The organism is Aeromicrobium chenweiae, assembly GCF_003065605.1.
Lineage (GTDB): Bacteria > Actinomycetota > Actinomycetes > Propionibacteriales > Nocardioidaceae > Aeromicrobium > Aeromicrobium chenweiae.
In genome coordinates this window covers 471,320-496,740 of sequence record NZ_CP026952.1, presented here as the reverse complement: position 1 = coordinate 496,740, position 25,421 = coordinate 471,320, and the positions used below count along the sequence as shown (strand labels likewise).

Sequence of the window (25,421 nt, the reverse complement as noted above, 5' to 3'; positions counted from 1 at the left end):
CGCTTGACGCCGTGCCGCCGATCCATGTGATCGGCGGCACGTTGTCGTTCGCGCAGATGTGGAGATGCTGGGGCATTCGTGTGGAAGTTGCGTGGATCGCTCCTTCCTAGGGTGGAGGCATGACCTCGACGCATCCCCGCCACCGCGACGGGAGGACCACCGTCACCCGCCGGCTGTCCCTCGCCGTCGGTGCCGTGGCGGCCGTCGTGGCCTCGGTCGCCGTCACCGGGTCGTCCTCCGCCACGTTCACCGCGAGCACCCGGTCGACCAGCTCGGTGTCCGCCGCGGCCGACTGGACCCCGCCGAGCGTCGGCATGAGCGCGCCGCCCACGATCCTGGCGGGCACGAGCAAGGTCACCGCGGTCGCGACGGACGCCGTCTCGGGCGTCGACAGCGTCACGATCCAGCACGCGGCCGCCGGCACCTCGTCGTGGACCACCATCTGCGAGACCTGGACCGCCCCGTACACCTGCGACTGGAACACGACCTCGGTGCCGGACGGTGCCTACGACATGCGTGCCGTCGCGGTCGACAAGGCCGGCAACCGAGCCGGCTCCGCCACCGCCCGCACCACCGTCGCGAACAGCCTGACGGTGTCGCTCGACCGACCCGGAGACTTCCTGCGCGGAACGGTCGCCACCGCGGTGACGGTCAACCACGTCGGCACGCTCACGGTGTCCTCGGTGCGCGTCGAGTTCGCACCGACCGGCAGCACGAGCTGGACGACGGTCTGCACCTCGACCGCCAAGCCGTACACCTGCTCGGCGGACACCCGGCTCGCCGCCAACGGCACCTACGACGTACGGGCCGTGGCCACGGTCGGCACCGCGACGTCCGCGTCCCCGGTCGTCACCCGCGTCGTCGTGGACAACCTCGCCCCGACGGTCAGGATGACCGACCCGGGCACGCCCCTGAAGGGCACCAAGACCTTCACCACCACCGCGGCCGACGACCACTCCGGCATCGCCGAGGTCGTCGTCCAGGCCGGCTCGGGCACCAGCTGGACCGACGTGTGCGTCACGACGAGCTCCCCCTTCACCTGCTCGGGCGACACGACCCGCCTCGGCAACGGCACCTACGGCTTCCGTGCCGTGGCCACCGACAAGGCCGGCAACGTCACGACGTCCACGGCGATCGCCAACCGCGTGGTCCAGAACGCCTCGGTCACCCTCGTCGCCCCCAGCACCCACCTCCGCGGCAACGTCACGCTGCAGGCCCAGGCGCAGTCGAGCACCACGATCCGCTCGGTCAAGATCCAGCGATCGGTGGCCGGCGCGAACGCCTGGACCGACATCTGCACCGACACGACCTCGCCCTACAGCTGCTCCTTCGCCACGGCGGGAGTCACCGACGGGAGCTACGACCTCCGCGCCGTGCTGACCGAGACCGACGGCACCCAGACCACCTCCGCGGTGGTGACCGGCCGCATCGTCGACAACACGCCCGGCAAGGGAGTCGACATCCAGACCACCAACGGCGGGGTCGCCGGGCGCATCGACGCGGGAGACACGATCGTCTACACGTTCAGCGAGCAGATGGACCTCAGCTCGATCTACTCGGGCTGGTCCGGTGCGGCGACCTCCGGAACGGTCAGGGTCAGGGGCGGGTTCTTCTCGAGCGACACCCTCGAGGTGAGCGCGCCGAGCAGCTTCCGACTCGGCACGCTCGAGCTCAACGCCGACTTCGCCCTGTGGCTCGTGGACTACTCCAGCGACGTGAGCATCTCGGCCGAGACCGTGCCCGTCGACACGGGGGTGGCCACCGTCGTCACGATCAAGATCCTGAGCAGCAGCAGTCTCGCGCTCCGCTCGACCACGCCCGCCAACATCGTGTGGAGCCCGTCCTCCTCGGTCACCGACCTGGCCGGCAACCCCACCAGCACGAGCGACGTCACCGAGTCCGGCCCGCTGGACGTGGACTTCTGATGAAGATGGCACACACCACGTCCTCGCGATCGGCCGCAGCCGTGGGACTACTCCTCGTCCTGGTGCACCTGGTCCGCCTCCTCGGTGGCGACCACGACCCGTACATCGATCTCCTGATGCTCGTGCCGATCGTCGTGACCTCCGCGGCGACGCTCAAGGTCCATCGCGACAACTGCGTGGAGTCCCGGGTCGTCCTCGGGCTGATCGCGGCCGCGAGCGCAGGCAGTGTCGCCCTCGCTGCGACGGCAGGCCTTCCGGGACGTGACGTCCACCCGTTCGGTCCACTCGGCGCGTTGACGCTCGCGCTCTCGATCGCGGTGATCGGGCTGCTGCTCGCCGACCAGCCCCGGAGAGTCACCAGGAGGAGGACCCGGTCGCCGTATGCTTCCTGAAATGCCCTCCCATGTGCTGCTCGTCGAGGACGACGACCAGATCGCCGCTCCCCTGATCCGCACCCTCGAGCGTGAGGGCTACGAGGTCGACCGGGCCTCCGCCGGCCTCCCCGCGATCGAGCGGGTGCAGGCGGGCGACATCGACCTCGTGCTGCTCGACCTCGGCCTGCCCGACGTGGACGGGCTGGAGGTCTGCCGGCGCGTCCGCGCCGGTGGATACCTCGGCGGAGTGCTCATCCTGACCGCCCGCGGCGGTGAGCTCGATCGCGTCGTCGGTCTTGACGTCGGGGCGGACGACTACCTCGCCAAGCCCTTCGGTCTCGCGGAGCTGCTGGCCCGCACGCGCGCCCTGCTGCGGCGCACCGCCCCGGTCGCCGAGGCACCCGCACCGGCTGCCCCCGCGCCCGCGCCCACGCCGGCGGCCCCTGCCCCCAGCACCGGCAGCGCGCTGCGGGTCGATGCCGACGCGCGACGCGTCTGGGTCGGCACGGACGAGCTGGCCGTCACCGCCAAGGAATTCGACGTCCTGGCCCTCCTGCAGTCGACCCCCGGCGCGGTCTTCACTCGCGAGCGCGTCATGGACGACGTCTGGGACGAGAACTGGTTCGGCTCCACCAAGACGCTCGACACGACGATCGGACGCCTGCGCCAGAAGCTCGAGGACAGCGGGACGTCCTCGCGCATCGTGACGGTCCGCGGCGTGGGCTTCAGGCTGGAGAGCAAGCTCGATGCGTGAACGCCTGGTGGTGACCCTGGTCGCGATGACCGTGGGGATGATCGCCATCTTCGGTGTCGTGCGGGCGTACTCGACCGCCGATCTCGTCAAGAACCAGGAGCGGGAGTCCGTCAGTGAGGCGGCCGACCTCGTCTCCGTCGCGGTGGCCGCCCGTGGCACCGAGAACGTCACGCGGTCCTTCCTCGACCAGCTGACGCAGGACGGCCAGACGCTCACGTACATGGCCGCGGACGGCACCCGCATCAGCACCCGCACGGTGCCCCGCGACGACGACGACATCTCCGCGACCCGACCCGTCGCCGACACCGGGTCGCGCATCATCCTGACGCAGGAAGCAGCCGTCAGCGCGGGGCGCGTGTCGGACGCCATGTGGTCCCTCGTGCTGGTCGGTCTGGGACTCGCGGTGCTCGCGGCGGTGATCGGCTGGCTGCTCGCCAAGCGGTTCGCGCATCCCTTCCACCAGCTGGCGATCGATGCCACCCGTATCGGCGAGGGGCACTTCGACACCCCGGTCCACCACTCGAACATGCGCGAGGCAGCGGAGCTGGGCGACGCCCTGCGCAGTGCCGCGGGTCAGCTCGACGTGCTGGTCCGACGCGAGCGCAACCTGGCCGTCGTCGCGTCCCACGAGCTGCGGACGCCGATCACCGCGTTGCGGCTGTCGCTCGAGGACCTCACGCTCTGGCCCGAGACACCTCCCACTGTCGCCGACGAGCTGCACCACGGCCTCACCCAGGTCGACCGGCTCAGCAGCGTCGTCACTGCTCTGCTCGAGGGCGGGAACGATCGGCGTCTGGACCGGGCCTCGACCGTCGATCTCGCCATCGTGGCCGTCGATGCGGCGAAGCGCTGGTCCGCCCGCGCGAAGGCGGCCGGCCGGGAGATCGTGGTGATTCCCTGCGCTGATCCCGCGATGGTGCGCGCCGGGCGGGAGGCGGTCGACGCGGTCGCCGACATCCTGATCGAGAACGCCCTCCTGCACGGATCGGGCACCGTCACGATCGAGATCTTCCGGGACAACACCCACTTCCGCTTCCGCGTGCACGACGAGGGGACGCAGGTGATCGAGCCGGGCGTCCTGCACGCCTCCCCCGAGGGAGACGGCGCCGGCCTGACCGACGCTGCCACGCGGGCAGAGTCGCTCGGCGGCTTCATCGGGGTCAGCGACCTCCCGACGACCCTCGTCTCGCTCTTCCTCCCCCGCGCGGACCGGCAGCGGCGGGCGTCCGACGCCGTCAGGTGATGGTCCCGACGTCCTGACCCAGGGGCTTCTCGCCCTCTCCCTGCTCGCTCGACCGCCTCTCCGGACGGGAGCCGCCTGGCGCCATGAGCTCGGTGATCTCACGTGCCAGCTCGGGACCGAGCTCACCCCAGCCCGCCTCGTAGCCGTAGGCCGTGTGCAGCGAGTCCGACTCGTAGTCGCCTCGCAGGATGTCGATGTCGTCTGGGGTGATGAGGCCCGGGTGCGCCACTCCGACCGCCTCGGAGACCTTCACGAGCTCCTTGCGGAGCGTGCGGACGTACTGCGCGCACCGCTCGCCCTTGGAGGCCGGGTCGAGCCCGTGCGCGAGCCAGGGATCCTGCGTCGCCACGCCCGTGGGGCACCGGTCGGTGTGGCACTTCTGCGACTGGATGCACCCGACCGCCATCATCGCCTCACGGGCGACGCTCACCATGTCGGCGCCGAGCGCGAACGCGACGATCGCGTTGTCGGGCAGGCCGAGCTTGCCCGAGCCGATGAACGTGACGTCATCGCTCAGGCCCGCTGCGGCGAACGTCCCGTAGACCCGCGAGAAGCCCATCCGGAACGGCAGCGCGATCGAGTCGGCGAAGATGCGCGGCGACGCGCCGGTGCCGCCCTCGCCGCCGTCGATCGTCACGAAGTCCACGCCCCGGTCCCGGCGCGACATCAGCCGCGTGAGGTCGGACCAGAAGCCCATCTCCCCGACTGCGCTCTTGATCCCCACGGGGACCCCCGTCTCGGCCGCGATGAGCTCGACGAAGTCGAGCAGGCTGTCGGTGTCGGTGAACGCGGTGTGCCGCGACGGGCTCGCGCAGTCCTGACCCATCGGGATGCCCCGGATCTCGCTGATCTCGGGCGAGACCTTGGCGGCGGGCAGCAGCCCGCCGAGGCCGGGCTTGGCGCCCTGCGAGAGCTTGATCTCGATCGCCCGGACCGGAGCGGACTCGACGACGTCCTTGAGCCGGTCGAGCGAGAAGGTGCCGTCGTCGTTGCGGCAGCCGAAGTACGCGGTGCCGATCTGCAGGATGATGTCGCCGCCCTGCCGGTGGTGCGGGGAGAGGCCACCCTCACCGGTGTTGTGCATGCACCCGGCGATCCGCGCGCCACGGTTCAGCGCCTGGATCGCGTTGCCGGACATCGAGCCGAAGCTCATGCCCGAGATGTTGACCACCGACTCGGGCCGGAACGCCTTGGCCCTCCCCCGCGGCCCGCCGAGCACCTTCGCGCTGGGCAGGCCGGTGTCCTCGGCGTGATCGTGCGGCAGCGAGTCGGCGAACGTCCGGTGCTTGATGATCGCGTATCCCGGCAGGTGCTCGATGTCGTTGTCGGTGCCGAACCCCGAGTAGTTGTTCTCCTGCTTGGAGGAGGCGTAGATCCACGAGCGCTGGTCCCGGCTGAACGGACGCTCCTCGTCGTTGCTGGTGACGATGTACTGCCGCAGCTCGGGACCGATCGTCTCCAGCCAGTAGCGCGCGTGGGCCAGCACCGGGAAGTTGCGCATCAGTGCGTGCTTCTTCTGCGTCAGGTCACGCGCTGCCACCGCACCGATCGCGATGCCGACACCCCCGACCACCCGGCTGAGCCTCATGTCCAAGTCCTACCCCTGCGCGGTGGGCTTGTCCACGCGAGCGACCGGCCGGGGCACCGGCCGGCGGGCGCCGACCACGCACGAAGGACGCTTCTGCGATACTCGCTCCTGGACGTGGAGCACACCGCCGCAGGGTTGTCCCCATGTCCCGGGCCTCTGGGACATGGGGACAATAGTTCTAACCTGCAGAAACGCGATCTGGCCACCGCCATTGCAGTGCGAATCGGGAACGGCTGGTTCGGCCTGTACAGAACGCCGCGAGGCGCAAGACCGGGAACGTTGTGGCGCCTGGGTGGGAACACGCGTTACGTCGGGAGTGAGAATCGGCCCACTCCGGGCTGGCCCGCCGCGGACGGGGTCAAGTCCGGGGTCCTGTACGTTCCGTCGTCGTCATCGGCAAGGTTCCGACAAGTAGTTCGTGATGAGGTTTCGGAAGATGATGATGAGCAAGAGGGTGACGCCGCCCTAGCAGGCAGTCCGACTTGGAGACACGTTCCACGGTCACGCGTCCAAACTGAACGAGGAGCGAGCCCAGCGACATTTGAGTGTTGCGCCTGTTGGCCTGAATCACGCGGCCTAGGAGTGCCCACTGGTCGGGGGTCGTCTGGCAGAACGGTTGCACGGGTACGCGCCGGCTGCCTAGGTGGTGACAGCCGCCCGTGCCCGAAGAGTCGCCCCCACAACAGCGCCCGCAGCGGCTGTCGGACTGGAAGCCTCCCCTAGCGCCACAGGGCTCTGGTGCTGCCGTCCGCGTCAGCTCAGCTTTGGTGCCACCATGTTGCGCAACGCAACAACGGTCGCTCGAGTGCGTTGGTCGGGCAACGCAGCTTGGAGGGTCTTGCTGCGCATCGAGCCCAGCGAGTCCAACACCTCCAGCGCGTCACCTTGCGATCCGGCGGTGCGCCAGTCATCTGGGCTCACGCCTGCCGCACGGCACACAGCCAGAAGGCGCCAGATGTCAATGACGTCCTTGTTCTCGTGACGCGACGCGTACGACAGCAGCTTCAGACACAGGGCAGCTTTGGGGGACGGGATGGCCACGCCCGTTGTCAGCTCCGCACCGGTGGTCAGCGTGGCCGTCACCGTGAGCTCGACCGGAGCGGCACTCAACGCCAGCATCAGACCCGGGATGGCGTCAACCACCAGGCCGCCGACCTGGTGGTTGGGCAGATGGAACGCGGTGCCCGAAGGGACGAGCAAGTCGATGACTGGTCGCGGGCCGGTGTCCACCTCCTCGGACGCATACCGTTCCGCCTGGGACAGGTCACGCTCGAACCGGTTTCCCGACACCTGGCGGTACGTCATGTTCGTCAGCTGCTCGACCAGTCTGGGGTCTCCGACCACCTCACCCGGGGCTCCCAGGTCAGCGTCCGCGGTCTCCCTGCCTGGGACACCTTCGACCGCGTACGCGTACACCAGGTGCGACACCATGTGCCCGCCGATGAGGCGGTACTCCGCGTCCAGCGCACCTGTCGCGGTGGCGACGTCAGCCATCGCCAGATAGCCCATGTCCTCCGCGCGAGACGTCGACCGCACAACCAGCGACCGGTGTGGCAGGCCGTCAGCGGTCGGCATCGAGCTCCCACGACTTCGCCCACGCGGACCGCAGCGGACCGTGCAGGTCCTGCAGAAGACGATCGGCCACCTCGGCTCGGGTGCCGCTGTCTGGGCCGTTCAGTACGTCAAACGCAACCTGCAGGGGGTCGGCGAGGGCTACGAGTTCCCCGTTGGTGGCGCGTTCTATCGGACGGTGGGCCCACACCGATGTGTCCGCTGGGGCTGTCACCACCAGTGTTGCCGCCGACGGGTCGCTGACTGGCACGAACCCGGCGTCCTCCAGGAGCGCCGGCGACTTCGTGTACGCAACGACTGCGTCCGGCCGCTGCCACGGGGTGAGCAGATCCGCGGCGGCCGACCCCGAGAACACTGCCCCGGGCAACGACTTCGAGGCCGCTTGAACTTGCGTCATAATCGGCTCGAGACCGAACCAGTAGCTTGATGGCCCGCCCGTCCCCGGGTAGGAGCTCAGCCACCAGCGAGCCATCGCGAACCAGTCAGTCACCGCGACCCCGTCGCCTGAACCGACGAACCCGCGGGCGGCGAACTCTGCGCAGGCGCGCGAAGCCGTCGGTTGAGACACGCCAGCTTTCCTCGCGAGCTCGCTTTGACTAACTGGCCGTTGCTGGGCCAGCAGCACCCTGCCCAGAGTGAATTTTGAGCGCGGCACCGGGCCCTGGCGCCGCTTCTGCGGGCGTTCGGCGTCCTTGGTGGCGCGGCTGGCGACGTGACGAGAGCCCAGACGCACATCGACTGTGCCGTCCTCGGCGACTACGTCCCAACCGATTGAACGAGCTGCGCGGACTGTCGCTTCGGACGCTGTTGGCACCACCAGCAACGTACGAGGACTGTTTGCCCACTTCAAGATCCGCGACGGGTACAGCGGCGCCGGCGACTGGATCAGGCGCGACGGGAGCTCATTACGGACCGAGTTGGCGAGGTCGAAAAGCAGCACGTGGTCGGCATCGACGACCGCCACCGTGACATCTTTGTCGGCCAGTACTTGCTGCCACGCCATGACCCACCACCCTCCGTATTCACGATAACAGCCAAACGCTGTTTTCATGAATAGTCCGTGGTGTTCAACGTCAGCTTAGGGCCCAACGCGTTTGCTCTTCGTCGTTGAAGCTGTACGTGATGGTCGTAGGCGCGACGTTCTCGGGCCGCTCCAGGGCCACCCATCCCTTTTGACACTTCCCCGGGTTCAGTTTGGTGAAGCTCTCCCACTGCGGGGCTGGCGCCGGGGACGGGGTCAGGTCCAGAGTCCCGTACGATCCGTCGTCGTCATCGGCAAGGTTCCAGACACCGTAGTTGGTGATGAGGTCTCGTCCGTCGTCCTCCCCCAGGGAAACGTTGCAGGCACGTACGAGCGCTGAGTCCCACTCGGTGCCGGCCTCGGGGCCGGATCCGTCTGGATCCTTGATGTCCTTCTTGTACTCAGAGACGGTGACCTTGATGACCGTAAGGTCCACTTCGGTACCGAGGGCAACGGGTGTGTCCAGGGCGGGAGGCGGGGTGGTTTGTGCAACTTCAGGCTCCGCAGACGTCTCCTCCGGTTCCGGGGACGCCGGGGAAGTTGCCGCGACAGCGCTGTCGTCAGAGTTTCCGGAGCTCCCGAGCGCGTACCCGGCGCCAAGGCCGATGACGAGCGCGACGACCGCAACCCCGGCGCTGATGAGAGTTCTGTTACGGCCAGAGGTGGTGGTCTCTGCGGGCGGATTCTGTTCGGCCATGAGGCTCCAGGTTTGTGTTGAGCGACGGCTGGCGCCGGCTCGCAGTCAACATCTCACGACCCGGTGGCAGAGGTGGGCCGTTTGCGGGAAGACAGGCGGACCCCGAGCGGAGCTGGGGCGGGGCACCGGCGTGACCGTTAGTTGGAAGCACGTAATGGCTGCCGATGGCGGCTCCGAGCGCCCCAAAGCGGTAGCTTCGATGAGGTCCGACGGCATATTTGTCCGAGCGGTCCCAGCTGTCTAACCGGATGGACGCACTGTCCGGAACGTGCATGCGGGTGGCTTCCTGCCCGCCGCGATGCAGGCCTCGACCTCGAGACCTCTCATGGCGAGCCCGACGGCGCAACCGCCTGCCAGACGCGTCAAGGGGCACAGGTCTGCCAGGCTCCGCGAGGGAACCTGCGCGAGTGGGATGCCTTCATCACCGAGGACGAGTTCATGGAGTCAGCGCCCGAGCACGAGGTCCATCTCAACGCTGCCCGGCGCCCCAAGGCAATGCCGATGCTTGACGTGGCATTTTTCGACGCTTAGAGTCATCTCGGAGGCAGAGTTGCGTCCAGAGCGGCCCGAGACCACATGATGGCTCGGGTTTTTTGCTGCCCTCCCTGCCAAGATCGCCACATCCGGCCGAGACGATGTTGCACTGTCACGGAGATAGCCTTCGTTTATGCGGGTCTACGAGCTGGCTGCCGAGCTAGGCGTCGCGTCGCGCACGTTGGTGCTCGAGTCGGGACTGACATCGCACCTCGCGACGGTCCCACCGGAGACAGAGACGAGCCTGCGCGACCGCCATCCCGCCCCTAGTCGTCCGCCATTTCCAAAGGGGCGCGGGAGGAGCCGGCCGGGGCCGAGGCGACTGTCGTTCTCCCCGGACGTCGACGATGACCACTACGAGCCCTACCGCGACCTCGAGTACACCGAGGAGTGGACGACCAACGACGTCGCGTTCTACTTCAGCGTCGACAACGCCACCGTCCGCCAATGGGTCCGGCGCGGCTACCTCGCACCCGTGCGTACCGAACAGCGCACCCACGTCTTCGAGTCCACAGACGCTATAGCCGCCGGCGCCGCGATCACCAGCCGAACGAACGCCCCGCCGGGGCCTCAGGCGAACATCCGACCCAAACACCACGACCGCTACGTCTCCTGCGAGCTGGCCGCGGCCGCCGTCGGCGTCGCGCCCTCGACCGTCCGCTCCTGGATTCACCGGGGACGGCTCGCCACACAGACCCCGTCAGCTGGACGCGTGACAGTACGCGTCGGCGACGTCTTCGACCTCGCCCGCACCAGCCCGCACCGGCGCCGGACGTAGGTCAACCCGATCCGAGGGAGGTCTCTCATGGACCCTCCCTAGGCACAGCCCTGCCCCCAGCCATCCAGCCCCCCGTTCCTCCAGGCCCGCTCTCACCGGCGGGCCTTTGTCATGCCCGGAGGCACCCATGTTCAATATCGCCCTTCACACCGCTGGCGCACTGTGGCCCGACAGGCCCACGCTCGTCGTGCTGTTCGCGATCACGACCTGCAGCCTCGGACTCGAACGCTTCGTGCGTCTTGAGCCCGCACAGCGCAACGACATCATCCGCCTGGTCAAGGCGATCCGGCGTAGGCGCTGACCATGGCGATCACACGGTCACGTGGCCCGCCTAAAGCCGGTTGCACCTCGCCAAGCGTCTCGGCGCACAAGCCCTTGGGCACCCGAGACACTGCCCCTGCGCCAAAACGCCCGCCCGCCCGACATCAAACCCGCCCAGACACTCGACAGCGACGTCGCACGCGATCTACCCCGAGCGAGCGCCTCCGACCGGCTCGCGGGTATTGAGAAACCACTCCGAAGTGGGCCACCTGTCGCCTATCGTTCTGACACCACCCGACGAAACCGCTCTCGCCCCGTCATCGCAGCGAGATCAGAGGATGAACACCATGGGCCTGTTCGACAAATGGCGGAGCCCCGCCCCCGCCAAACACCGAGCCACAGTTTCACCTGAGCTGCCGGTCCCCGGGGGTTTCACGGTCGTCGACGTCGAGACGACCGGTCTGAGCTCCCGCAACCACAGGGTCCTGGAGATCGCTGTCGTCCGCACCGACACTAGCGGCCGTGTGACCGGCGAGTGGTCACGCCGTATCGATCCCGAGGGACCCGTCGGCGCCACCCACATCCATGGCATCACCGCCGACGACGTGCGCGGTGCGCCGAAGTTCGGCGACCTCATCCCTCACCTCAACCACTGGATGCAGGGCACCGTCCTGGTCGCACATAACGCACGGTTTGACCTCGCGTTCATCCGGTCTGAATACTCGAACGCAGGCTGGGAACTGCCGTGGCTTCCGTCGCTGTGCACCCTCGAGGCCAGCAGCTACTACCTCCCCTCGATGGACCGCCGCCGCCTCGCAGACTGCTGCGCTGCAGCCCGCGTGCCTCTGCGCGGCGCCCACTCCGCCCTCGGCGACGCTCGAGCAACCGCAGGACTGCTCGGCTACTACCTCAACCCCCGCAACGGGACCGCGGTACACCCCGAGCACCTGTCACTACTCTCCGACGCCGCAGGCGTGATCTGGCCGTCCGGCGCGACTCGCCAACCAAAGGCACCTGGTCACGGCGAGACAGTGCGGGCACGTGTCGAGATCAACCAGGCCAAGAAGGCCGTATCCGCACCAGCCCTCGTGCAGCTGCTAGCAGACTTCTCCCTCATCGACGCCCTCGACGAGGGCGCACCTGCCAGCGCCCTCCCCTATCTGGAGACCCTCGTAGAGGCACTCGAGGACGGCGAGATCAGCACGGCGGAAGCCGACGCCCTTGACGACGTGGCCGCCACCCTGGGGCTAAGCAGTGAGGACCGGACCGCAGCGAACCGCTCCGTCCTGCTCGCTCTGTGCCACCTCGCCCTCGAAGACGGCATGGTGAGCCGTGCGGAGAAGGCAGAGCTCGTCAACGTCAGCACCCTGCTCGGCCTCCCCAAGACAGTCCTCACCCACGCACTCGACCAGGCCGAGGCCGCACGGCACGAACGCCTCTCCACCGGGCTCGGTCCGCTTCCCGACGCCTGGGCTCTCGGCGACCCGCTCCGCGTCGGACACAAGGTCGCCTTCACCGGATGCGACCCCGCTCTGCGCGAACAGCTCGAGCGACGCGCTGAGGCGCTAGGTGTGAGGGTCTTGGGCAACGTGTCAGCCAAGACGGCGATGCTCGTGACCGACGGCGGCTTCTCCGGCACCAAGGCTGAGGCTGCATCTCGCGTGGGCTGCCGCATCGTGCACCCGGACGACTTCAGCACCCTGCTGCAGCACCTCCAGCCGGCCGTCCCTCGCCAGCTCAAGAAGGTGCCTCCCGCGGTATTGGCGGACCAGACGGCCGCCGGAGTATCGGCACCGCCGGCAGATCCCTCCGCCGAGAGGGACCCCGCTATCGTCCGACAGTGGGCCCGGGAAAACGGGTACGCCGTGGGCACTCGCGGCCGCCTCCACCAAGACCTGTTCGACGAATACGCCGCGCACCTCTCCGCCAGCGGGCAAGCAGAGTCCGAACCGGTGTCCTGACCGCTGGTCGCTCCCGCGACCGGAAACACATTCCCCAACCCCGCGTCCAACCGATCAGTAAGGCAGCGCCCCGCGTCCAGACTGACGATGAAGTCCTTGGACCCTGCCGCTGGCGGAGCCAGTGGGCGGCCAGTGCGCCAAAGCTGTCCGACTGAGCGGTGGGAGGCGACGTTGGTTGATGCCGATGCCGTGACTCCCGGACAGCCCTGCCAGGGGCTACGGCACGATCGCGACTGCAAGTCCGGCCGAATCGAGCCCCTCGATGGTCGCGAGGTCTGGCTCTCGAACAAGCTCGCCGGAAAGGCGCCTCCGTCTTGAGTCCTGTGCGCAACGTAGGAGGACCACCCCCTTCGCGCGCCCAGACCCCAGCGGCGGCGTGCAGGATCAGTGTCGGTACGCGCCGATACGCTCAGTCACGTGACGACACCTTTGGCAGCCGCGATCGACGCTCTCTCAGACCCGCAGGTCACGCTGTCAGCGGCGCTCCGAAGGCTGCTTGTGGTGAGCCGGCGCATCGGCGCTGATGATCTGACGAAACTCATCAGAGCCGAGTTGGAGGGCTACGATGAAGCGACGCCGCTCCCGCCTGCTCGCCAGCCTCACGGGCTGCACGTCACCGTTCGCTTCGACGGGCCCATGGGTAGCCAGGAACACGTCCATGTGTTTGCTCACGAACTACCGGCGGACCTGGCTGCAGCTGTCGAAGACGTTCGGCTGGTGTCTCCTGTCGCGGAGCTTGAGGCCCTCGCCTTCAACGACGGCGATGAGGACCCGCGACTGGGTCTGTCCCACATGTGGATTGAGGTCTACCGGCAATACGTCGCGCAAAACAAGGTCCCGTCGATCTCCATGTTCGTCGCCAACAAGGCGTTCATTCGGATGCCGCGAACGCACATGCGCGGGGTCCTGGACCGGCTCCGCACCAGTGCTCTCGACCTGGCGCTCGACCTTGAAGGAGCCGATGCTGACGCCGGCAGCCCGTCCGGTCCGACCGTTGCATCAGCGCCCAAGCTCGCATCCGTCGTAACCAACTACATCAACGTGCAGGCAGCCGAGCACGCCACGGTCACAGTCGGTGATCACACCAACGTCGCCGCCGGCGCCGGTGCGACCGCCGTCCAACTGCAGGCCGGCGATGTGTCTGGCCTGCTCACCGCCGCGGGCAACCTCCTAGGCCCTGACGGTGTCCAAGCGCTTCGCGATGCTCTTGACCGCGACGGCGACCGACCTGGCGAGGAGACTCGATCATTCCTTGACCGGGTGAAGTCCGGCACGTACGTGCTCGCAGGTGGGGTAGCCACCAATGGTGCGTACGAAGGGCTCGTGAACCTGCTCCAGCAGGTCTTCCCGGGGTTCTGACCGACGCCTCGCGCCACTGAGTTCCGGATCGGGCCGACTGCCCACCCCGGGGCCCGTCGCCTCAAGTACTCCTACCGGGTCCGGTCAGGCGTACGCACGCACGGACCCCGGGCTGAGGGCTTCCAAGATCTGTGTCGCGATGTCGGAGGCGAGGTATTGGAAACTCTGGGGAGGGCGGGCAATGCCGAGGTCTTCCCACAACCCTATGGGTGCCTCCGCGTGAAACACCCCGCCCACAGCGATACCTGTGCCAGCGCGACGACCCGAGTAGTAGGCCATGAAGTCGTCGCGTCCGATGCCCGCGACCTCCTTGAACTGCTGCCAGAGCATCCGGGGAGGGAGGGTGTGCTGTCCGACCACGGTGAATGCCCCCACCACGGCGCTGACGGGGGCGGTGGCGTAGACGACAACATGGGTGACGTCTACGGCGATGGGTCGCTTGCGGAACTCCACGCGCTTCGTGCCGTCCAGGATGCCCGCGGCATACTGCGGGTGGATCGACATCAGGGCGACGCGTCCAACTCGGTGCGCAGCCATCTCACTCCCTCTGGCTTGATCTGGGCGATGCTCTGAGGAGATCGTGACATCACCCCGGCATGATTTAGCGTTCCCGCGCTCCACGGCGGGTCGACGCGTCGGTCGAGCCGAAAGAGAACGACGAGCACCTCTCCCTGCGCACACATTTGCGCGATCTCCACGTAGGAGTAAACGGTGCGGCCCCTGACGCGCGCAGCAACCTCCGCTGGGTCAACGCTTACGAATGTCTGCTCGACGACGCCGATGGCGGTGATGCGAGCCGCTTCGGTCGGCTTGGTGCGCAGGAACGCGAGCGTGTCGCCAGGCTTGAGCTTACGAGACGGTGACCGACAGAGGTAGGCCTTCCGGATCGCGTTCCCACAAGGCTCATTGGGAAAGAGTGACGTCTGGGGACTGCTATCGGGCAACAGACGGTCGTGGAGGTGATACCTGATAGGGACGAGGTGCGCGTCGAGCACGCGCAGTGAAACCGGGCCGAAGGTGACGGCGTGCTCCAGAGGGTGTATCGGTTCGGCACCGGCACGGGGTTCGAGACGCTTCACCATGACCAGCTCGCCGTTGTCTTGGTCGTCGTGGTGGGTGAATCCGAACTTCTCCAACCAGGCAAGTAGCTTTTCGTGATGGGGGTGGACGGTCATGTAGAGGACGGGGTGGTTGGTCTCGCGGGCGTAGTCGACGACCGCCCTCAAGAGGAACTCGCCTCGACGACCGGCGCCAGCGCTGCCGTCCTGCTCGACGACCTTGAAGGTGCAGACCTTCAGGACCGAGTCGCCGAGATCGAACGGTTGGCTCTCGGCCTTGAGAACCGCGATGCCGTCGGGGTCAGCCGCATCGCCCAGGATGATGGCGTGCCGGTCCTGACGGACGACCTTCTCGGTCCACCAGTTATCGAACCCGTCGTAGTCGTCGCGAAGGCTGTCGAAGATACTCGCGTGGCGGGAGATTCGGTAAGCCTCGACCACCTTCGCCGCGATCGCGTTGAAGAGGTCCGGCGCCCCGAGTTCTTCAAGCCAGTCGACAGCGTTCTGAATGGTGAGGATACGGGTGAGCCCGGCGCGCTCAGCGCGCCTCTTCATGGTGGCGTCCTCGGTCACCAGAACCGTGGCCACACCGGTGTCGAACGTCGACAGAACCTCGACGTCCGCCGCATCGTTCTGGCCGAGCTGCTGGGGGAATTGATCGCGAACGTTCGGACTCTCGTTGACTGGCCCGAGGGTCCGGTAGTACTTGTCGAGAGTCTTGAGACGCCGCTCGCGCATGTCAGTGGGCGCGTTCAAGAAGTCCTGGCGAGTCCCGTTGCTGAGCAGGAGCGGGAAGCCCATGCCGTTGGCTAGGCGCACGAGTTCGGCCGCTGCGTCAGCGTGCGACTGTTCGGTCGGGCCATCGTTCTCGTGGGCGATGACGACGTTCGTGTCCAGAAGGAGACGCGGCTTTGCGCCACTCGGTGCTGCCACTGGCCGTCTCCATTCTGCTTAGCGGCGATTTTACCCGGTAGGCGGGGGGAAAAGCCTCGAGAATCCGTGCTAACTACTCGGTAATTCAGAACAGGGGGCAGTCCCGTCGATGAGTAGATTGGTTCGCCGGGCTCAGGACTGGGAAACCGCTGTGGGTGCCACAGCCAGCCCCCTACTCAAGTCATGAGTCAAGAGAAGGTGGATCCAGAGGAGCGGGACCCCGTCGTGGTGTTCCTAGAGAGCGCGTTCTGGATCGTGGCCGGCATCGCCATGATCGGCGGCGTCACCTTCGTCGTCACGTTCTTCCTGACCTGCTGGTGGATGCCGTCCTGGGGCTACTTCGTGGCCACGTCCATGGTCGTCGTCGTAGCGGCCTTCGTCTGGCTCGCCGGCGGATCAGAGAACTTCCGAGCTAGGTTCGACAAGCCTCTCGGCTACGTGGCCGGTGCCCTACTCGTGACTGCCGCAGTCGCGTCCCTCATCATCCCGCCACCGACCTCAAGCAAACCGGACGGCGGCGAGGACGAGGCGGTGGTCTACACCGACGCAGACTGCGGCGGGCTGCTCGGCTTCGCCAGGCGCGATGACATCACGTCCGTCGAGAAGGCCAACGCCCTCGACGAGTACTCGGCCAACTGCTGAGCATCTACTTGTAGCGCGGCGCCCGGACGTGGCACGACGCCCTCCCGTTCCCGTCCGGCAGTTGTAGCTGCGCACCCGTCAAAGGCGGCACTGGCGTTCGAGGGCCCCGCATGGGTAGCTCTAGCAGGGTCTAGGGTCCGGCTCCTACCGGCCTGCGCTCTGGCACTACATCGTCGGGTCTCGCGGTGACGCTCTGCCCGGGACCCACCCGGCTTGAGGTGAGCGAAGGCTTCGGAACCTGGATGTGTCGGCTCGACATGCCAGACTTGTCCGAGTGACTGACAAGCCTTCGGACGGTGCGCGCGGCCTGGGTGTCCTTGGCATGGTCGCACGGACGCGGACTCCGCCGTGGTTGACAGCGGTGAACCGCACACACACAGTGCTAGGCAACCTGCAGAGGTGGAACGGGCCGTCGTCCCAGCTATCCGCCACTTCGCGCCTGTTGTCGGCTGGGAAACCGGTGGGTTCGTTGTCGGCGTTGGTCACGACCGCGCAGGGGAATGCGAGCACAAGGTTGTGGCCGGGCGCCGGAGCCACTGTCCTGTCCGAGTCCGTGGCATCGCGTCTAGGCGTGACGGCACGAGGCGCCGGTTTCAGGGTTGGTGACGCTGGGGGGTTCGCGGGTTTGGTGAACGTGCGGAAGCTCCAGACGCGCCAGTTCGCGGCGACTGCAGGTGTCATGGGGTTGGTCGCCAGCGACGGCGGTGCGACCTGGAAGAGCGCGTTGCTCGCTGGGTCCACTGCGCAGGCGCTTCGCGGGACTCTTGTAGTGCCCGACGGGCGCGTGGGAGTCCTGTCAGACCTGGTCAGGGTCAACACTGCAACGTCGACACTACTTGCTAGCTTCGCCGCACAAAACGTCCTGGCGCGGCGTCCCGCCGGGAGCGTCCGCACCTCGAGCGCGTTGAACAAGGCGCTGCTGGATCTACCTATAGAGCCGTCTGCCAGCGACCTGTCCCGGGTTGCGCTCGCAAGTCGTGGAGCGGCCGGGGTCGTGGTTGCTGACCTGCTGGTGCAGCCAGGCGGGCTTGACGAGGAGGCAGTAGACCTGCTCAGCGAGGACGTAGTCGACCCCTGGGTCAGTGGGCCCCAAGACGTCCGCGAGGGCGTGCGCGAACTGTTGCGCCGCCTCGATCCGCATGTGCCGGACTTCTTGGACGCGGCATGGAATCAGGTCGTCACAGGCGGTCCTGCCGCCTCGCAAATGGCTGCGAACGCAGTCGTTGAGGCAATCGATCGAACGTTACGTGCCGCCGCGCCAGACGCGGAGGTTCTTGCCGCAGCCGAGCGTGGGGAACTCGGCAAGAACGCCACCTACCTGCGCGGCGGGAAGGCCGCCCCGACTCGCCGCGGCCGTGTGGCCTACATCCTTCGATCGCGCCCCGGCGACGTGAAGATGGCTTCGTCGCTGGTCGAGTCGATGGTGACGTCAACGGCGAAGTTGGTCGAAGAACTGCAGGCCGGCAAGCACTCCAGCCCTCTCCCGCTGGTGCTCGTGCAAACGCACTTGGTCTCGGCTGAGGCCCTCCTGACTCACCTGGTGCTGGACCCGTCCGAGGACTGACCCACACAGCCCTGTGCCGGCCCAGTCAGGCGCATGATGCCTTGTCCTGGGCGCGGGTCAAAGCACCGTCTTGGACCGTCCCCCCGCCGCGCGATCGGAGCGCCGGCCCAGCTTCAGCGACGCGCGCCAAGAGGCCGCACGGAAGGCAACCCAGGCCCGCAAGACAGCCACGAACCTCGCCCTCGACGCCGGACGAGGCGCCAAAGGGGCAGGAGCCAACGCCGCAAGCAAGACACGCGACCGAGTGTCTGAGAAGGTGCGTCGCCGCAACAAGGACGCCTAGAGCCTCACCTGAACCAAGCGCGCGCCGCCCCGCGGGGCTCGTCGGCGAAACGTCCACCAGCCCAGGTATGTGATCGATTGCCAGTCGTCCCCTGCTCCTGACAGTCCTCATGGCCAGCACGGATTGCCACTTCAGATCGTCAGTGAGATGGCTCGAAGCTTGAGAACTGAAAGACGAAAGCTCGTACCCGGTCGGACGACCATCAGGACAGCGCCCGCCGCACCAAAGGAGGTGAGAACCGCGGCCGGCGCAACTCCTGCGGCGAGCTGCCTCACGAGCAAGGGTCAAGGGGCAAGGCCCTCAGCGACACGGCGTGCATGAAAGGAGGTGACCATCACCGCGCGCCGACGGAGGCCGTCACCGTCACCGTCGCCGACAACCATTTGGCCCCGATCGTCCCGTCCTTATTGGCGTCAACCGTGAGGACCTACATGGATACCTTGCGATACTTCGGTCGAAAACCTACTCAGCCGCTACGGCACTCTCGTGCGAAATACTGCGGAGTCAGCGTGGTGTCAGCCTGCCCCGTACCCGGTCATTCATGGCTGTCGTCGTCAGCACTGGGTCTGCGCTGGACGACCTGACCGTCCTCGTCGATTTCAGACCACGACCGACCATCGGTCTTGAAGGTGGCTTCAAGGTCGAGCTGGGTGCGGGCGACCTCGATGCGCCGGCTCCATTCCGCGCGCACGAGCGCCTGTTTGACGGGATCGAGTTCGTCGTAGGACGCCCGCCCTGCAACCACTGCTTGGACATGTGAGTGCCGGGGGTACGAGCCTGCGAACATCTCCCGGTTGAACTGTTGGACTAGACCGCGGAGCGCCTCGCTGTCCGGGCTGTGCGTGGCGACTTCCAGTACTGTCCGCCCACCGATTTCCGGCGACGGCATACGTATCCATGTGGCGAGGCTCCAGGAGATGTGATCATGAAGTGCAGATATGACTGGAAGAAGGCCAGGGAGAACAGCCACACCGTCATCGGTCTTGTGGAACTGCCACACCGGAAAGACAAGCGCTCCATCTGACGTCTTGAGGCCGAGAACCGCTCCATCGACCACGGCTCGCTCCAGCGCGGCGTGGTCGTCTAGTCCCAGCGCTTGGATCACGCGATCGGCCGACCACAAGCTCCCTACCCGTTCGACCAGACTGTTGATGCTCTGCTGCCATTCGAGCTGAGCCGCGTTCGGGCTCTCCGGATGCGCGTCGTCGGTCATGGTTGCCTCCTTCCTACGACGCAGCATTGCAGCGCCGCCTGACATGTCATCGGGTGCTGGCCGACACGGCGCGCAGCCCGCGCGCTCGGGTGGGGGCGGCGGCGGCTTCGCGGGCCCTCTGTTCGGTGAGGGCGTTGTTGAGCACGGCGAAGCAGTAGATGTCCAGAAGGCCGCGGCGCCAACCGAGGCTCATCTGACGGTTGACGAGCATGGTGCGTTTGAGGTTGGAGTGGAAATTCTCCGAGTCGTTGCGCAGGCCGTAGAGGCGGGCGAAGTCCGGGTCGCTCTGGTTGATGATGCGCAGGTTGTGCGGGCGGGTGAGGTCGGTGCTTTTGCCCGGGTGCGGCGAGAGCCAGGTGGTGAAGGGCTCAGTGCGGCACGGGACCTTGTAGGCGACGTTGAAGTAGTACTGGCCGCCGCTGCGGCGTGAGCGTTTGATCGGTCCGCGTTCGAGGTTCGCTGTGACGACAGGGTCGCCGGTGTCGTCGAGGCCGAGCTCGACCACGGCCCCGTCGATTGCTGCGAGCTGGTGCGCGCACACGCCGGCGGCCGCCTGGTGTGTGACGGTGCCGAGCGGGTAGCTGCGGGCGCGTTTGCCGCTCTTGTTGACGATCAGGCTGACGCCCTCGTTGATGGCTTCGGGCGTCTTGGCCAGGACGAGCCACCCGTAGCGGCGCATGATTTCCTCGATGTGGACACCGTGCATGGCGCCGTCGTAGATCGCGGCCTTAATGCCTTTGCCGAGGTGGCGGTAGACGTCGCCGGCGAGACGGACTGAGGTGGCTGCTTCCTGACCAGGCGCGGGGATGTGGGCTGCGGCAAGCACGACGCGTTGGTACGGGGCCGGGCCGCGGGCGTGCCATGCGACGTAGCCGTGGGTCAGCACCGGGCCGAGGCGGCCGTGGTGTGGTTGGAGGTCTGGGTCGAACCGCTGGACAGGCTCGGCACAGAGCTCGCCGGTGCGTGGGTGCGGGTACATGATCCTCGTGGTTCCGTCGTCCTGCGTCACGGTGTGCGTGACCGGCGGCTGGTAGAGGGGGCGAACCAGCGTGCCGTCGCCGTAGATGCACTGTTCGGTGTCCGGGTGGGTGAATGAGCCGGGCGCGTCCGGACGACAGAGACCGATCTGGAGCGCGAGCTCGGCGGCGGCGGCAGGGAACTCGCGCGCCAGCTGACCAAGCCCGTCGTCGGTGGCGAGGTGGTGGTCTCTGGCCCATCGCCAGTGGTCCCACCTAGGTGGGGCCGCCGCTGGTGCCGGTACGTCAAGACCGGACGCTTTGGCGGTGTCAGCCAGCATCCTGCGGGCAAACGCCCAGATTTCGGGTTCCGCGAGGTCCCGCTCGACCCTGACACCAGACCGCGCGAGCCTCGCCATGGCACCGAAGGCGAGAAGGACGTAGGCAGGCTGAGCCGACGGACGACCGACGTCGCTTCTCCACGCGAGTCGGGCCCCGAGCGTGAGGAGGCTGCGGGACCCGCAGATGGCGCGGACGCGCGCGATGGTGTTGATGTCGCTGCCGCGGTTGCTCATGTGGCCCGCCAATGCAGGCCGATGTCTTCGGCGGCGGCGTCGAGGCTGCGGCTGCCCATGCGGCGGGCGACGTGCTCGATAGGCATCCCGCCGTCGAGGAGAGCACGGCCGGCCCAATTCCGTAGTGAGGCCGGGCGGATATCAGGTTCAGCGGCGAGGCCGGCGAACTTGAGCACCGCACCGAGGGCGTTGCAGACGGCGGCCTGGGCCTTGGCCTGTCCGGGCTCGGCATCGCCCTTGTAGGTGAGCGGTGTCGACGGGGGTGCGCTGCGTTCGTCAAGGACCTGGAGGTGGCGCTTGACGATGGTCGAGCCCCAGTCGGTGAGCTCGCCCAGGCGGGCGTCGTGGCGGCGGGTCCCCGGCAGGCGGATCCACCTCGGGTCCTCATGGTCGTCGACGTCTCGCACGCGCACGGCGGAGATTTCGCTGGAGACCGCTGTCGTCTCGCCGATAGCCCACGCGACCGCACGTTGCAGAGACGCCGCCCCAGCTTCTCCTAGGCGAGCACTGGTCCGGCAGAGCCCGACCTCAGCGTCCGTCAGCGGCCTGGCGGCGGTGCCAGTGCGTGGCGGAAGGGCGAGGTCGAGCGTCGGGTCGCCGACGTCATGCCCGAGGTCCCGTAGCGCCCGGAAACCCATCCGAAGCGCGGTGCGGCGGGCGTGCATCGTCGCGACCTCAGCGGGTTGTCCGCTGGCACCGAACGCCCAGACGAAGGCGTGACAGTGCTGGAGAGTGAAGTCCGCCGGTGTGGTGGCGCCGAGCTTTTGCTGGCGGGTGATGAACCGGGCCCAGGTCTCGCTTGACCGGAGCAAGGTCTGGTTTGAGTAGTCGCCGGAGTCTTTCCACACAGCCGGGACTGAGTTCTTGAGTTCGCTCAGCAGGAAAGATGCTGCGGTCGCCTTCTCCGCCGGTCGGGATTGCTGTTCGTTCTTGGCCATGTTGGACCTCCGTGCCACATGAACCTAGACCGATCGAGCGCAACTTTGCCAGAGAGCAGCGGGTCGGGAACGCCACGAATCGCAGGCGGGAACGAAGACGCACCTCTACCTGTCAGCAAGTCTTTGCCCGTAGGTGTGCGCGACTGCTTTTGCGTGCCCCCTTCCGACAGTCCCCCTCATGCTGCCACCCGGCCGCACACCTAAGAGGAGGAACGGGATGAGCGACGACTACTACATCGAGACGTCCGAGATGACGGACATCGACGAGATGATGGCACTGTTGGACTGGTATGGCCTGTACGACCTGGCCGGCGAATGCGATCGCATCAAGCACCTGAACAGGCTGAGCCCCGCTGGCGCCAAGTCTCGCTACCCGACCGCTCTGCTCCTGTTCGCGGCAATAGCCACGCGGGTCACGACCTCGCGCGTCAAGACCAGCAAGAGGCTCAAGGACCCACTGACCTGGCAGCGATTGGGCGCGGTGTGGGCGGCCCGGCCCGAAACCGAAGGGATGCCCTTTCCTGAAGCGCCACCAACGCGGGACCAGGTCGACCAATTCGTCGAGGCCGTCACGTGCCAGCGCAAGAAGAACGGTGCCCGCATCCAGAACGTGGACTGGCACGCGCTCCTGCAGGAGCGCTTCCAGCGCACGTCGATGGATCAGGCCCAGGTCATGGGCAACCTGGTTCCTCGGGAAGTCGTCGACTGGACCAACCCGTCGATGTCGAACACCGTCATCGGAGACGGGTGCGTGGTCGCACCCTTCAGCGGGGTCAAGAAGATGGTGGACCCGGTGACGCGCGATACCGTGGTCATCGGAAGTCGCGCCGTGAACAAGACCAAGAACGCGCGCATCTCGACCGCATTCAGTGACCTCACGGAGGACGACAAACTGGACTTGAGCGGACTGAACATGACGTCGATGCTCACCCCGACGGAGCATGGCTGGGTGATCCTCGCCACCGGCTACGCGCCTCGCGCCGAGCTTTGGTCCGCGTTAGAGCTATTCGGCTCCATCGCGGCCCGTGCCGGCGGCGGCGTAGAGAACTTGCTCTACGACGGCGTCATGACCGGTTGGCCTCTGGACCACATCGCAGGCCGACACGGTGCCCGCGTATTCAACAAGTCGTCCGCGCACAGCGCCAAGAGGCGCAAGGCAGGCGCGGAGGACAAGAACACCAGCCCGGCGACGTCCGTGCGCCACCAGGCCGACGACCTCATCGACCAGTTGAAGTCGGACAACCGCTACAGGGTGCTCTCGGCCGAGCTCAACGCGGACAAAAACACGAAGCTCAGCGAGTCCGCGATCCGCACATTCAACAACGTCCTGAACAAGGCAGCGGCCGTGGACCTTCACCGTTCAGGTGCCGCCCTTCCTCTCGGCATCTCGGTGTACCGGTCAACCTCCGCGGGTGCCGTCACGGGCTCACGAAACCAGGAGCACCATGAGGGCTACGAGATCGTCCGGTCTCACTTCAGGTACTTCAAGTCGGTGGAGCACGACGGCACAGAGGGGGTCTGCCAGCACCATCTCTTCACGGACGACGGCGCCTTGCACTCTGTGGAGAGCGATGGGACGTATCTCGTCAAGACCGCCACAGCCCGCAGCATCAGCTCAACGCGACGAGCCCACACGAACGGCAGTCCTGAGCCTAGGTTCGGCACCGATGAGTTGTGGGAGATCCCGTGCGAGAACGGCGACTTCACCATCGCCACCAGCTGGGACCCGGACCCGACCCTCCACACCCCCGATTCGACGAACCACTCCACCGCCGACCCTGTGCTGAACGATCTCCGCCCGATCAGTCGCGCGGACGGGCAGGCGTACGCCGACATCGCCAACTACCGCAACCACGCCGAGAGCTGGAACGCTTGGTTCAAGTCCAGGCTCCGGACCAAGGGGTCGCGCGCGGCGACGCTCAGTCTGGACTCCCAGCTGTTCGACTACCTCTCGGCGGCCTGCGTGCGCAACGCCATCTCGTGGGCACGCTGGTACGCCAGCTGAACCCGTACGTCCCATCACAGATGACCCCGCCCCACGGCGGGGTCATCTGTCGTTCCAGGGCTAAGTCATTGTCCGTGTGCTCGATTGTCTAACCCAGTCCGGTTCGCACAGTCCTCCTTGTAAGCAACATCCATCCAAGGAGAACCACCATGAGCACGTCACCCGAGACCAACTACGCCATCAACATCACCGGCGCCATCCTGCGAGGACACGACTTCGACGACGCGGTCGAGATGATGCTCGAGCTCGATCAGGAGCTCAGCCTCATCCCGGCGAGATCTCGAGCCGACATCGTCGCGGCAGCCGACCACTTGCGAGACCGCGCAGGCGCTATCGGCTACGTCACGACCCGCAAGGTCATCGACAACGCCGCCGCGCTCATCGCCGCGGCCGCCGCAGTCGATAAGTCGAGGGTGTCGCAGTTCAACACACCCGACCAGGCAGCGAAGATTCACCTGTACCGCAACCTGCTCCTTGCTGCGGTTTTGGCCGCCTCTCGAAGCACCCTCGCGAACAAGTCCGAAGCTGAGCAACTCGCGAGCGAGATCCCTTCCCTTCGCCAGCGCACAGCCGGGCTCACGCGCTCCTACACCGACGACGAGACGCTCCTGCTTCGGATGTGGGCGCTCACCTTGAGTCAGGTGGGCGGTGCGGATGGCCGCCGCGCAGCCTGCGTCTACGCACAGTGCGACGCCGGCCTCTACCCCAGCGAGACCCCCAAGATCCTGCGTCAGAGCCTCGACCTCACCCCAGGCAACGGCCTGATCGAAGCTCCCGGGATGGACCACGGAGTCACCAGCCGCATCTTGGAGCTGGACGAGTTCAACATCCGGGTGATCGCCGAATACATGGACCTGACTGACGACGCGCCTCACGAACGCCTGACCTACCGGCCGCGCACCGAAGAGTTCAACTCCAAGAGGGCCTCGTCGAGCGTCTCCGGCATCCTGGACCGACAGCGTGCGGCGGTCGGCTTGGCGCACGGGGACACCACGGTGTCATCCATCACGATGTGGCGCGCGGTCCACACGCAACTCACGTCGGGAATGTCAGCCGCCGTCGAAGTGTGTGGACGACCCGATGCCGACAGCTACCTGCGGTTCACGCGCACCCGGCGCAACCCGCAGCGCACGCGTGGAGGAACGTCTAGGCCATTGGTTCCGCTGAACCGTTGCTAGCGGGTACGA

General features: G+C 67.0%; 21 protein-coding genes. 12 read left to right on the top strand and 9 right to left on the bottom strand.

Annotated elements, in window-relative coordinates; genetic code table 11:
• Positions 1–119: 119 nt before the first annotated feature.
• Genes C3E78_RS02430 through C3E78_RS02415 form a run of 4 tightly spaced genes read left to right on the top strand, consistent with a single transcriptional unit; the run spans position 120 to position 4,296 of the window.
• Positions 120–1,925: an Ig-like domain-containing protein gene (locus C3E78_RS02430; protein WP_108576815.1), complete on the top strand. Its 1,806-nt coding sequence runs from the start codon at positions 120–122 to the stop codon at positions 1,923–1,925.
• Positions 1,925–2,317, top strand: a complete 393-nt coding sequence (locus C3E78_RS02425) for a hypothetical protein (RefSeq protein WP_108576814.1) — start codon at positions 1,925–1,927, stop codon at positions 2,315–2,317. Before C3E78_RS02430 ends, C3E78_RS02425 begins: the two co-directional genes overlap by 1 nt.
• Position 2,318: 1 nt before the next feature.
• Complete coding sequence (locus C3E78_RS02420; RefSeq protein ID WP_108576813.1) at positions 2,319–3,053, top strand: response regulator transcription factor; 735 nt, start codon at positions 2,319–2,321, stop codon at positions 3,051–3,053.
• Positions 3,046–4,296 (top strand): sensor histidine kinase, encoded by a 1,251-nt coding sequence (locus tag C3E78_RS02415; protein ID WP_108576812.1) that lies wholly within the window; start codon positions 3,046–3,048, stop codon positions 4,294–4,296. The genes C3E78_RS02420 and C3E78_RS02415 overlap by 8 nt, the downstream gene beginning before the upstream one ends.
• On the opposite strand, the gene C3E78_RS02410 is transcribed toward C3E78_RS02415, so the two are convergent.
• The 4 genes from C3E78_RS02410 to C3E78_RS18145 all read right to left on the bottom strand — a co-directional run bounded on the left by C3E78_RS02410 (position 4,289) and on the right by C3E78_RS18145 (position 9,174).
• Entirely contained in the window at positions 4,289–5,884 is a 1,596-nt protein-coding gene (locus C3E78_RS02410; RefSeq protein WP_108576811.1) for an FMN-binding glutamate synthase family protein, read from the bottom strand. The two genes, C3E78_RS02415 and C3E78_RS02410, sit on opposite strands and share 8 nt — an antisense overlap.
• Positions 5,885–6,637: 753 nt before the next feature.
• Positions 6,638–7,459, bottom strand: a complete 822-nt coding sequence (locus tag C3E78_RS02405) for a hypothetical protein (RefSeq protein WP_108576810.1) — start codon at positions 7,457–7,459, stop codon at positions 6,638–6,640.
• Positions 7,446–8,507, bottom strand: a complete 1,062-nt coding sequence (locus tag C3E78_RS02400; protein WP_108576809.1) for a MarR family transcriptional regulator — start codon at positions 8,505–8,507, stop codon at positions 7,446–7,448. The genes C3E78_RS02405 and C3E78_RS02400 overlap by 14 nt, the downstream gene beginning before the upstream one ends.
• A 22-nt stretch (positions 8,508–8,529) precedes the next feature.
• Positions 8,530–9,174: a flagellar basal body-associated FliL family protein gene (locus C3E78_RS18145; protein ID WP_135804904.1), complete on the bottom strand. Its 645-nt coding sequence runs from the start codon at positions 9,172–9,174 to the stop codon at positions 8,530–8,532.
• A 667-nt stretch (positions 9,175–9,841) separates the two neighbouring features.
• Between C3E78_RS18145 and C3E78_RS02390 the strand changes: the two genes are divergently transcribed.
• The 4 genes from C3E78_RS02390 (at position 9,842) to C3E78_RS02380 (ending at position 14,067) form a co-directional block, all read left to right on the top strand.
• Positions 9,842–10,486, top strand: coding sequence for a MerR family transcriptional regulator (locus C3E78_RS02390; protein ID WP_108576807.1), 645 nt, complete (start codon positions 9,842–9,844; stop codon positions 10,484–10,486).
• A 127-nt stretch (positions 10,487–10,613) separates the two neighbouring features.
• Positions 10,614–10,787, top strand: coding sequence for a hypothetical protein (locus C3E78_RS18140; RefSeq protein WP_159085785.1), 174 nt, complete (start codon positions 10,614–10,616; stop codon positions 10,785–10,787).
• Between the two features lie 307 nt (positions 10,788–11,094).
• On the top strand, positions 11,095–12,708 hold the full coding sequence (locus C3E78_RS02385; protein WP_159085784.1) for an exonuclease domain-containing protein: 1,614 nt from the start codon (positions 11,095–11,097) through the stop codon (positions 12,706–12,708).
• 417 nt (positions 12,709–13,125) lie between these two features.
• Positions 13,126–14,067 carry an AbiTii domain-containing protein gene (locus C3E78_RS02380; RefSeq protein WP_135804903.1) on the top strand — a complete coding sequence of 314 codons (942 nt, stop codon included), beginning with the start codon at positions 13,126–13,128 and terminating at the stop codon, positions 14,065–14,067.
• Positions 14,068–14,151: 84 nt separating this feature from the next.
• On the opposite strand, the gene C3E78_RS02375 is transcribed toward C3E78_RS02380, so the two are convergent.
• On the bottom strand, positions 14,152–14,571 hold the full coding sequence (locus tag C3E78_RS02375) for an ASCH domain-containing protein (protein ID WP_199906914.1): 420 nt from the start codon (positions 14,569–14,571) through the stop codon (positions 14,152–14,154).
• Complete coding sequence (locus C3E78_RS02370) at positions 14,571–16,058, bottom strand: GNAT family N-acetyltransferase (protein WP_108576803.1); 1,488 nt, start codon at positions 16,056–16,058, stop codon at positions 14,571–14,573. Before C3E78_RS02370 ends, C3E78_RS02375 begins: the two co-directional genes overlap by 1 nt.
• A gap of 183 nt (positions 16,059–16,241) precedes the next feature.
• On the opposite strand from C3E78_RS02370, the gene C3E78_RS02365 reads away from it, so the two are divergent.
• Complete coding sequence (locus C3E78_RS02365) at positions 16,242–16,700, top strand: hypothetical protein (RefSeq protein ID WP_135804902.1); 459 nt, start codon at positions 16,242–16,244, stop codon at positions 16,698–16,700.
• 634 nt (positions 16,701–17,334) lie between these two features.
• Positions 17,335–18,264 carry a pPIWI-associating nuclease domain-containing protein gene (locus C3E78_RS18135; protein WP_135804901.1) on the top strand — a complete coding sequence of 310 codons (930 nt, stop codon included), beginning with the start codon at positions 17,335–17,337 and terminating at the stop codon, positions 18,262–18,264.
• 818 nt (positions 18,265–19,082) lie between these two features.
• Here the strand turns inward: C3E78_RS18135 and C3E78_RS18425 are convergent.
• Genes C3E78_RS18425 through C3E78_RS02340 form a run of 3 tightly spaced genes read right to left on the bottom strand, consistent with a single transcriptional unit; the run spans position 19,083 to position 22,229 of the window.
• Positions 19,083–19,760, bottom strand: a complete 678-nt coding sequence (locus tag C3E78_RS18425; protein WP_199906913.1) for a hypothetical protein — start codon at positions 19,758–19,760, stop codon at positions 19,083–19,085.
• A gap of 46 nt (positions 19,761–19,806) precedes the next feature.
• Positions 19,807–21,291, bottom strand: a complete 1,485-nt coding sequence (locus C3E78_RS02345) for a hypothetical protein (protein ID WP_108576799.1) — start codon at positions 21,289–21,291, stop codon at positions 19,807–19,809.
• Entirely contained in the window at positions 21,288–22,229 is a 942-nt protein-coding gene (locus C3E78_RS02340; RefSeq protein ID WP_135804900.1) for a site-specific integrase, read from the bottom strand. The genes C3E78_RS02345 and C3E78_RS02340 overlap by 4 nt, the downstream gene beginning before the upstream one ends.
• Positions 22,230–22,446: 217 nt before the next feature.
• Here C3E78_RS02340 and C3E78_RS02335 point away from each other — a divergent pair, with 217 nt between their 5' ends.
• Together C3E78_RS02335 and C3E78_RS02330 are read left to right on the top strand one after the other, a co-directional pair.
• Entirely contained in the window at positions 22,447–24,234 is a 1,788-nt protein-coding gene (locus C3E78_RS02335) for a hypothetical protein (protein WP_108576797.1), read from the top strand.
• Positions 24,235–24,383: 149 nt separating this feature from the next.
• Positions 24,384–25,412: a hypothetical protein gene (locus C3E78_RS02330; protein WP_108576796.1), complete on the top strand. Its 1,029-nt coding sequence runs from the start codon at positions 24,384–24,386 to the stop codon at positions 25,410–25,412.
• Positions 25,413–25,421 lie beyond the last annotated feature (9 nt).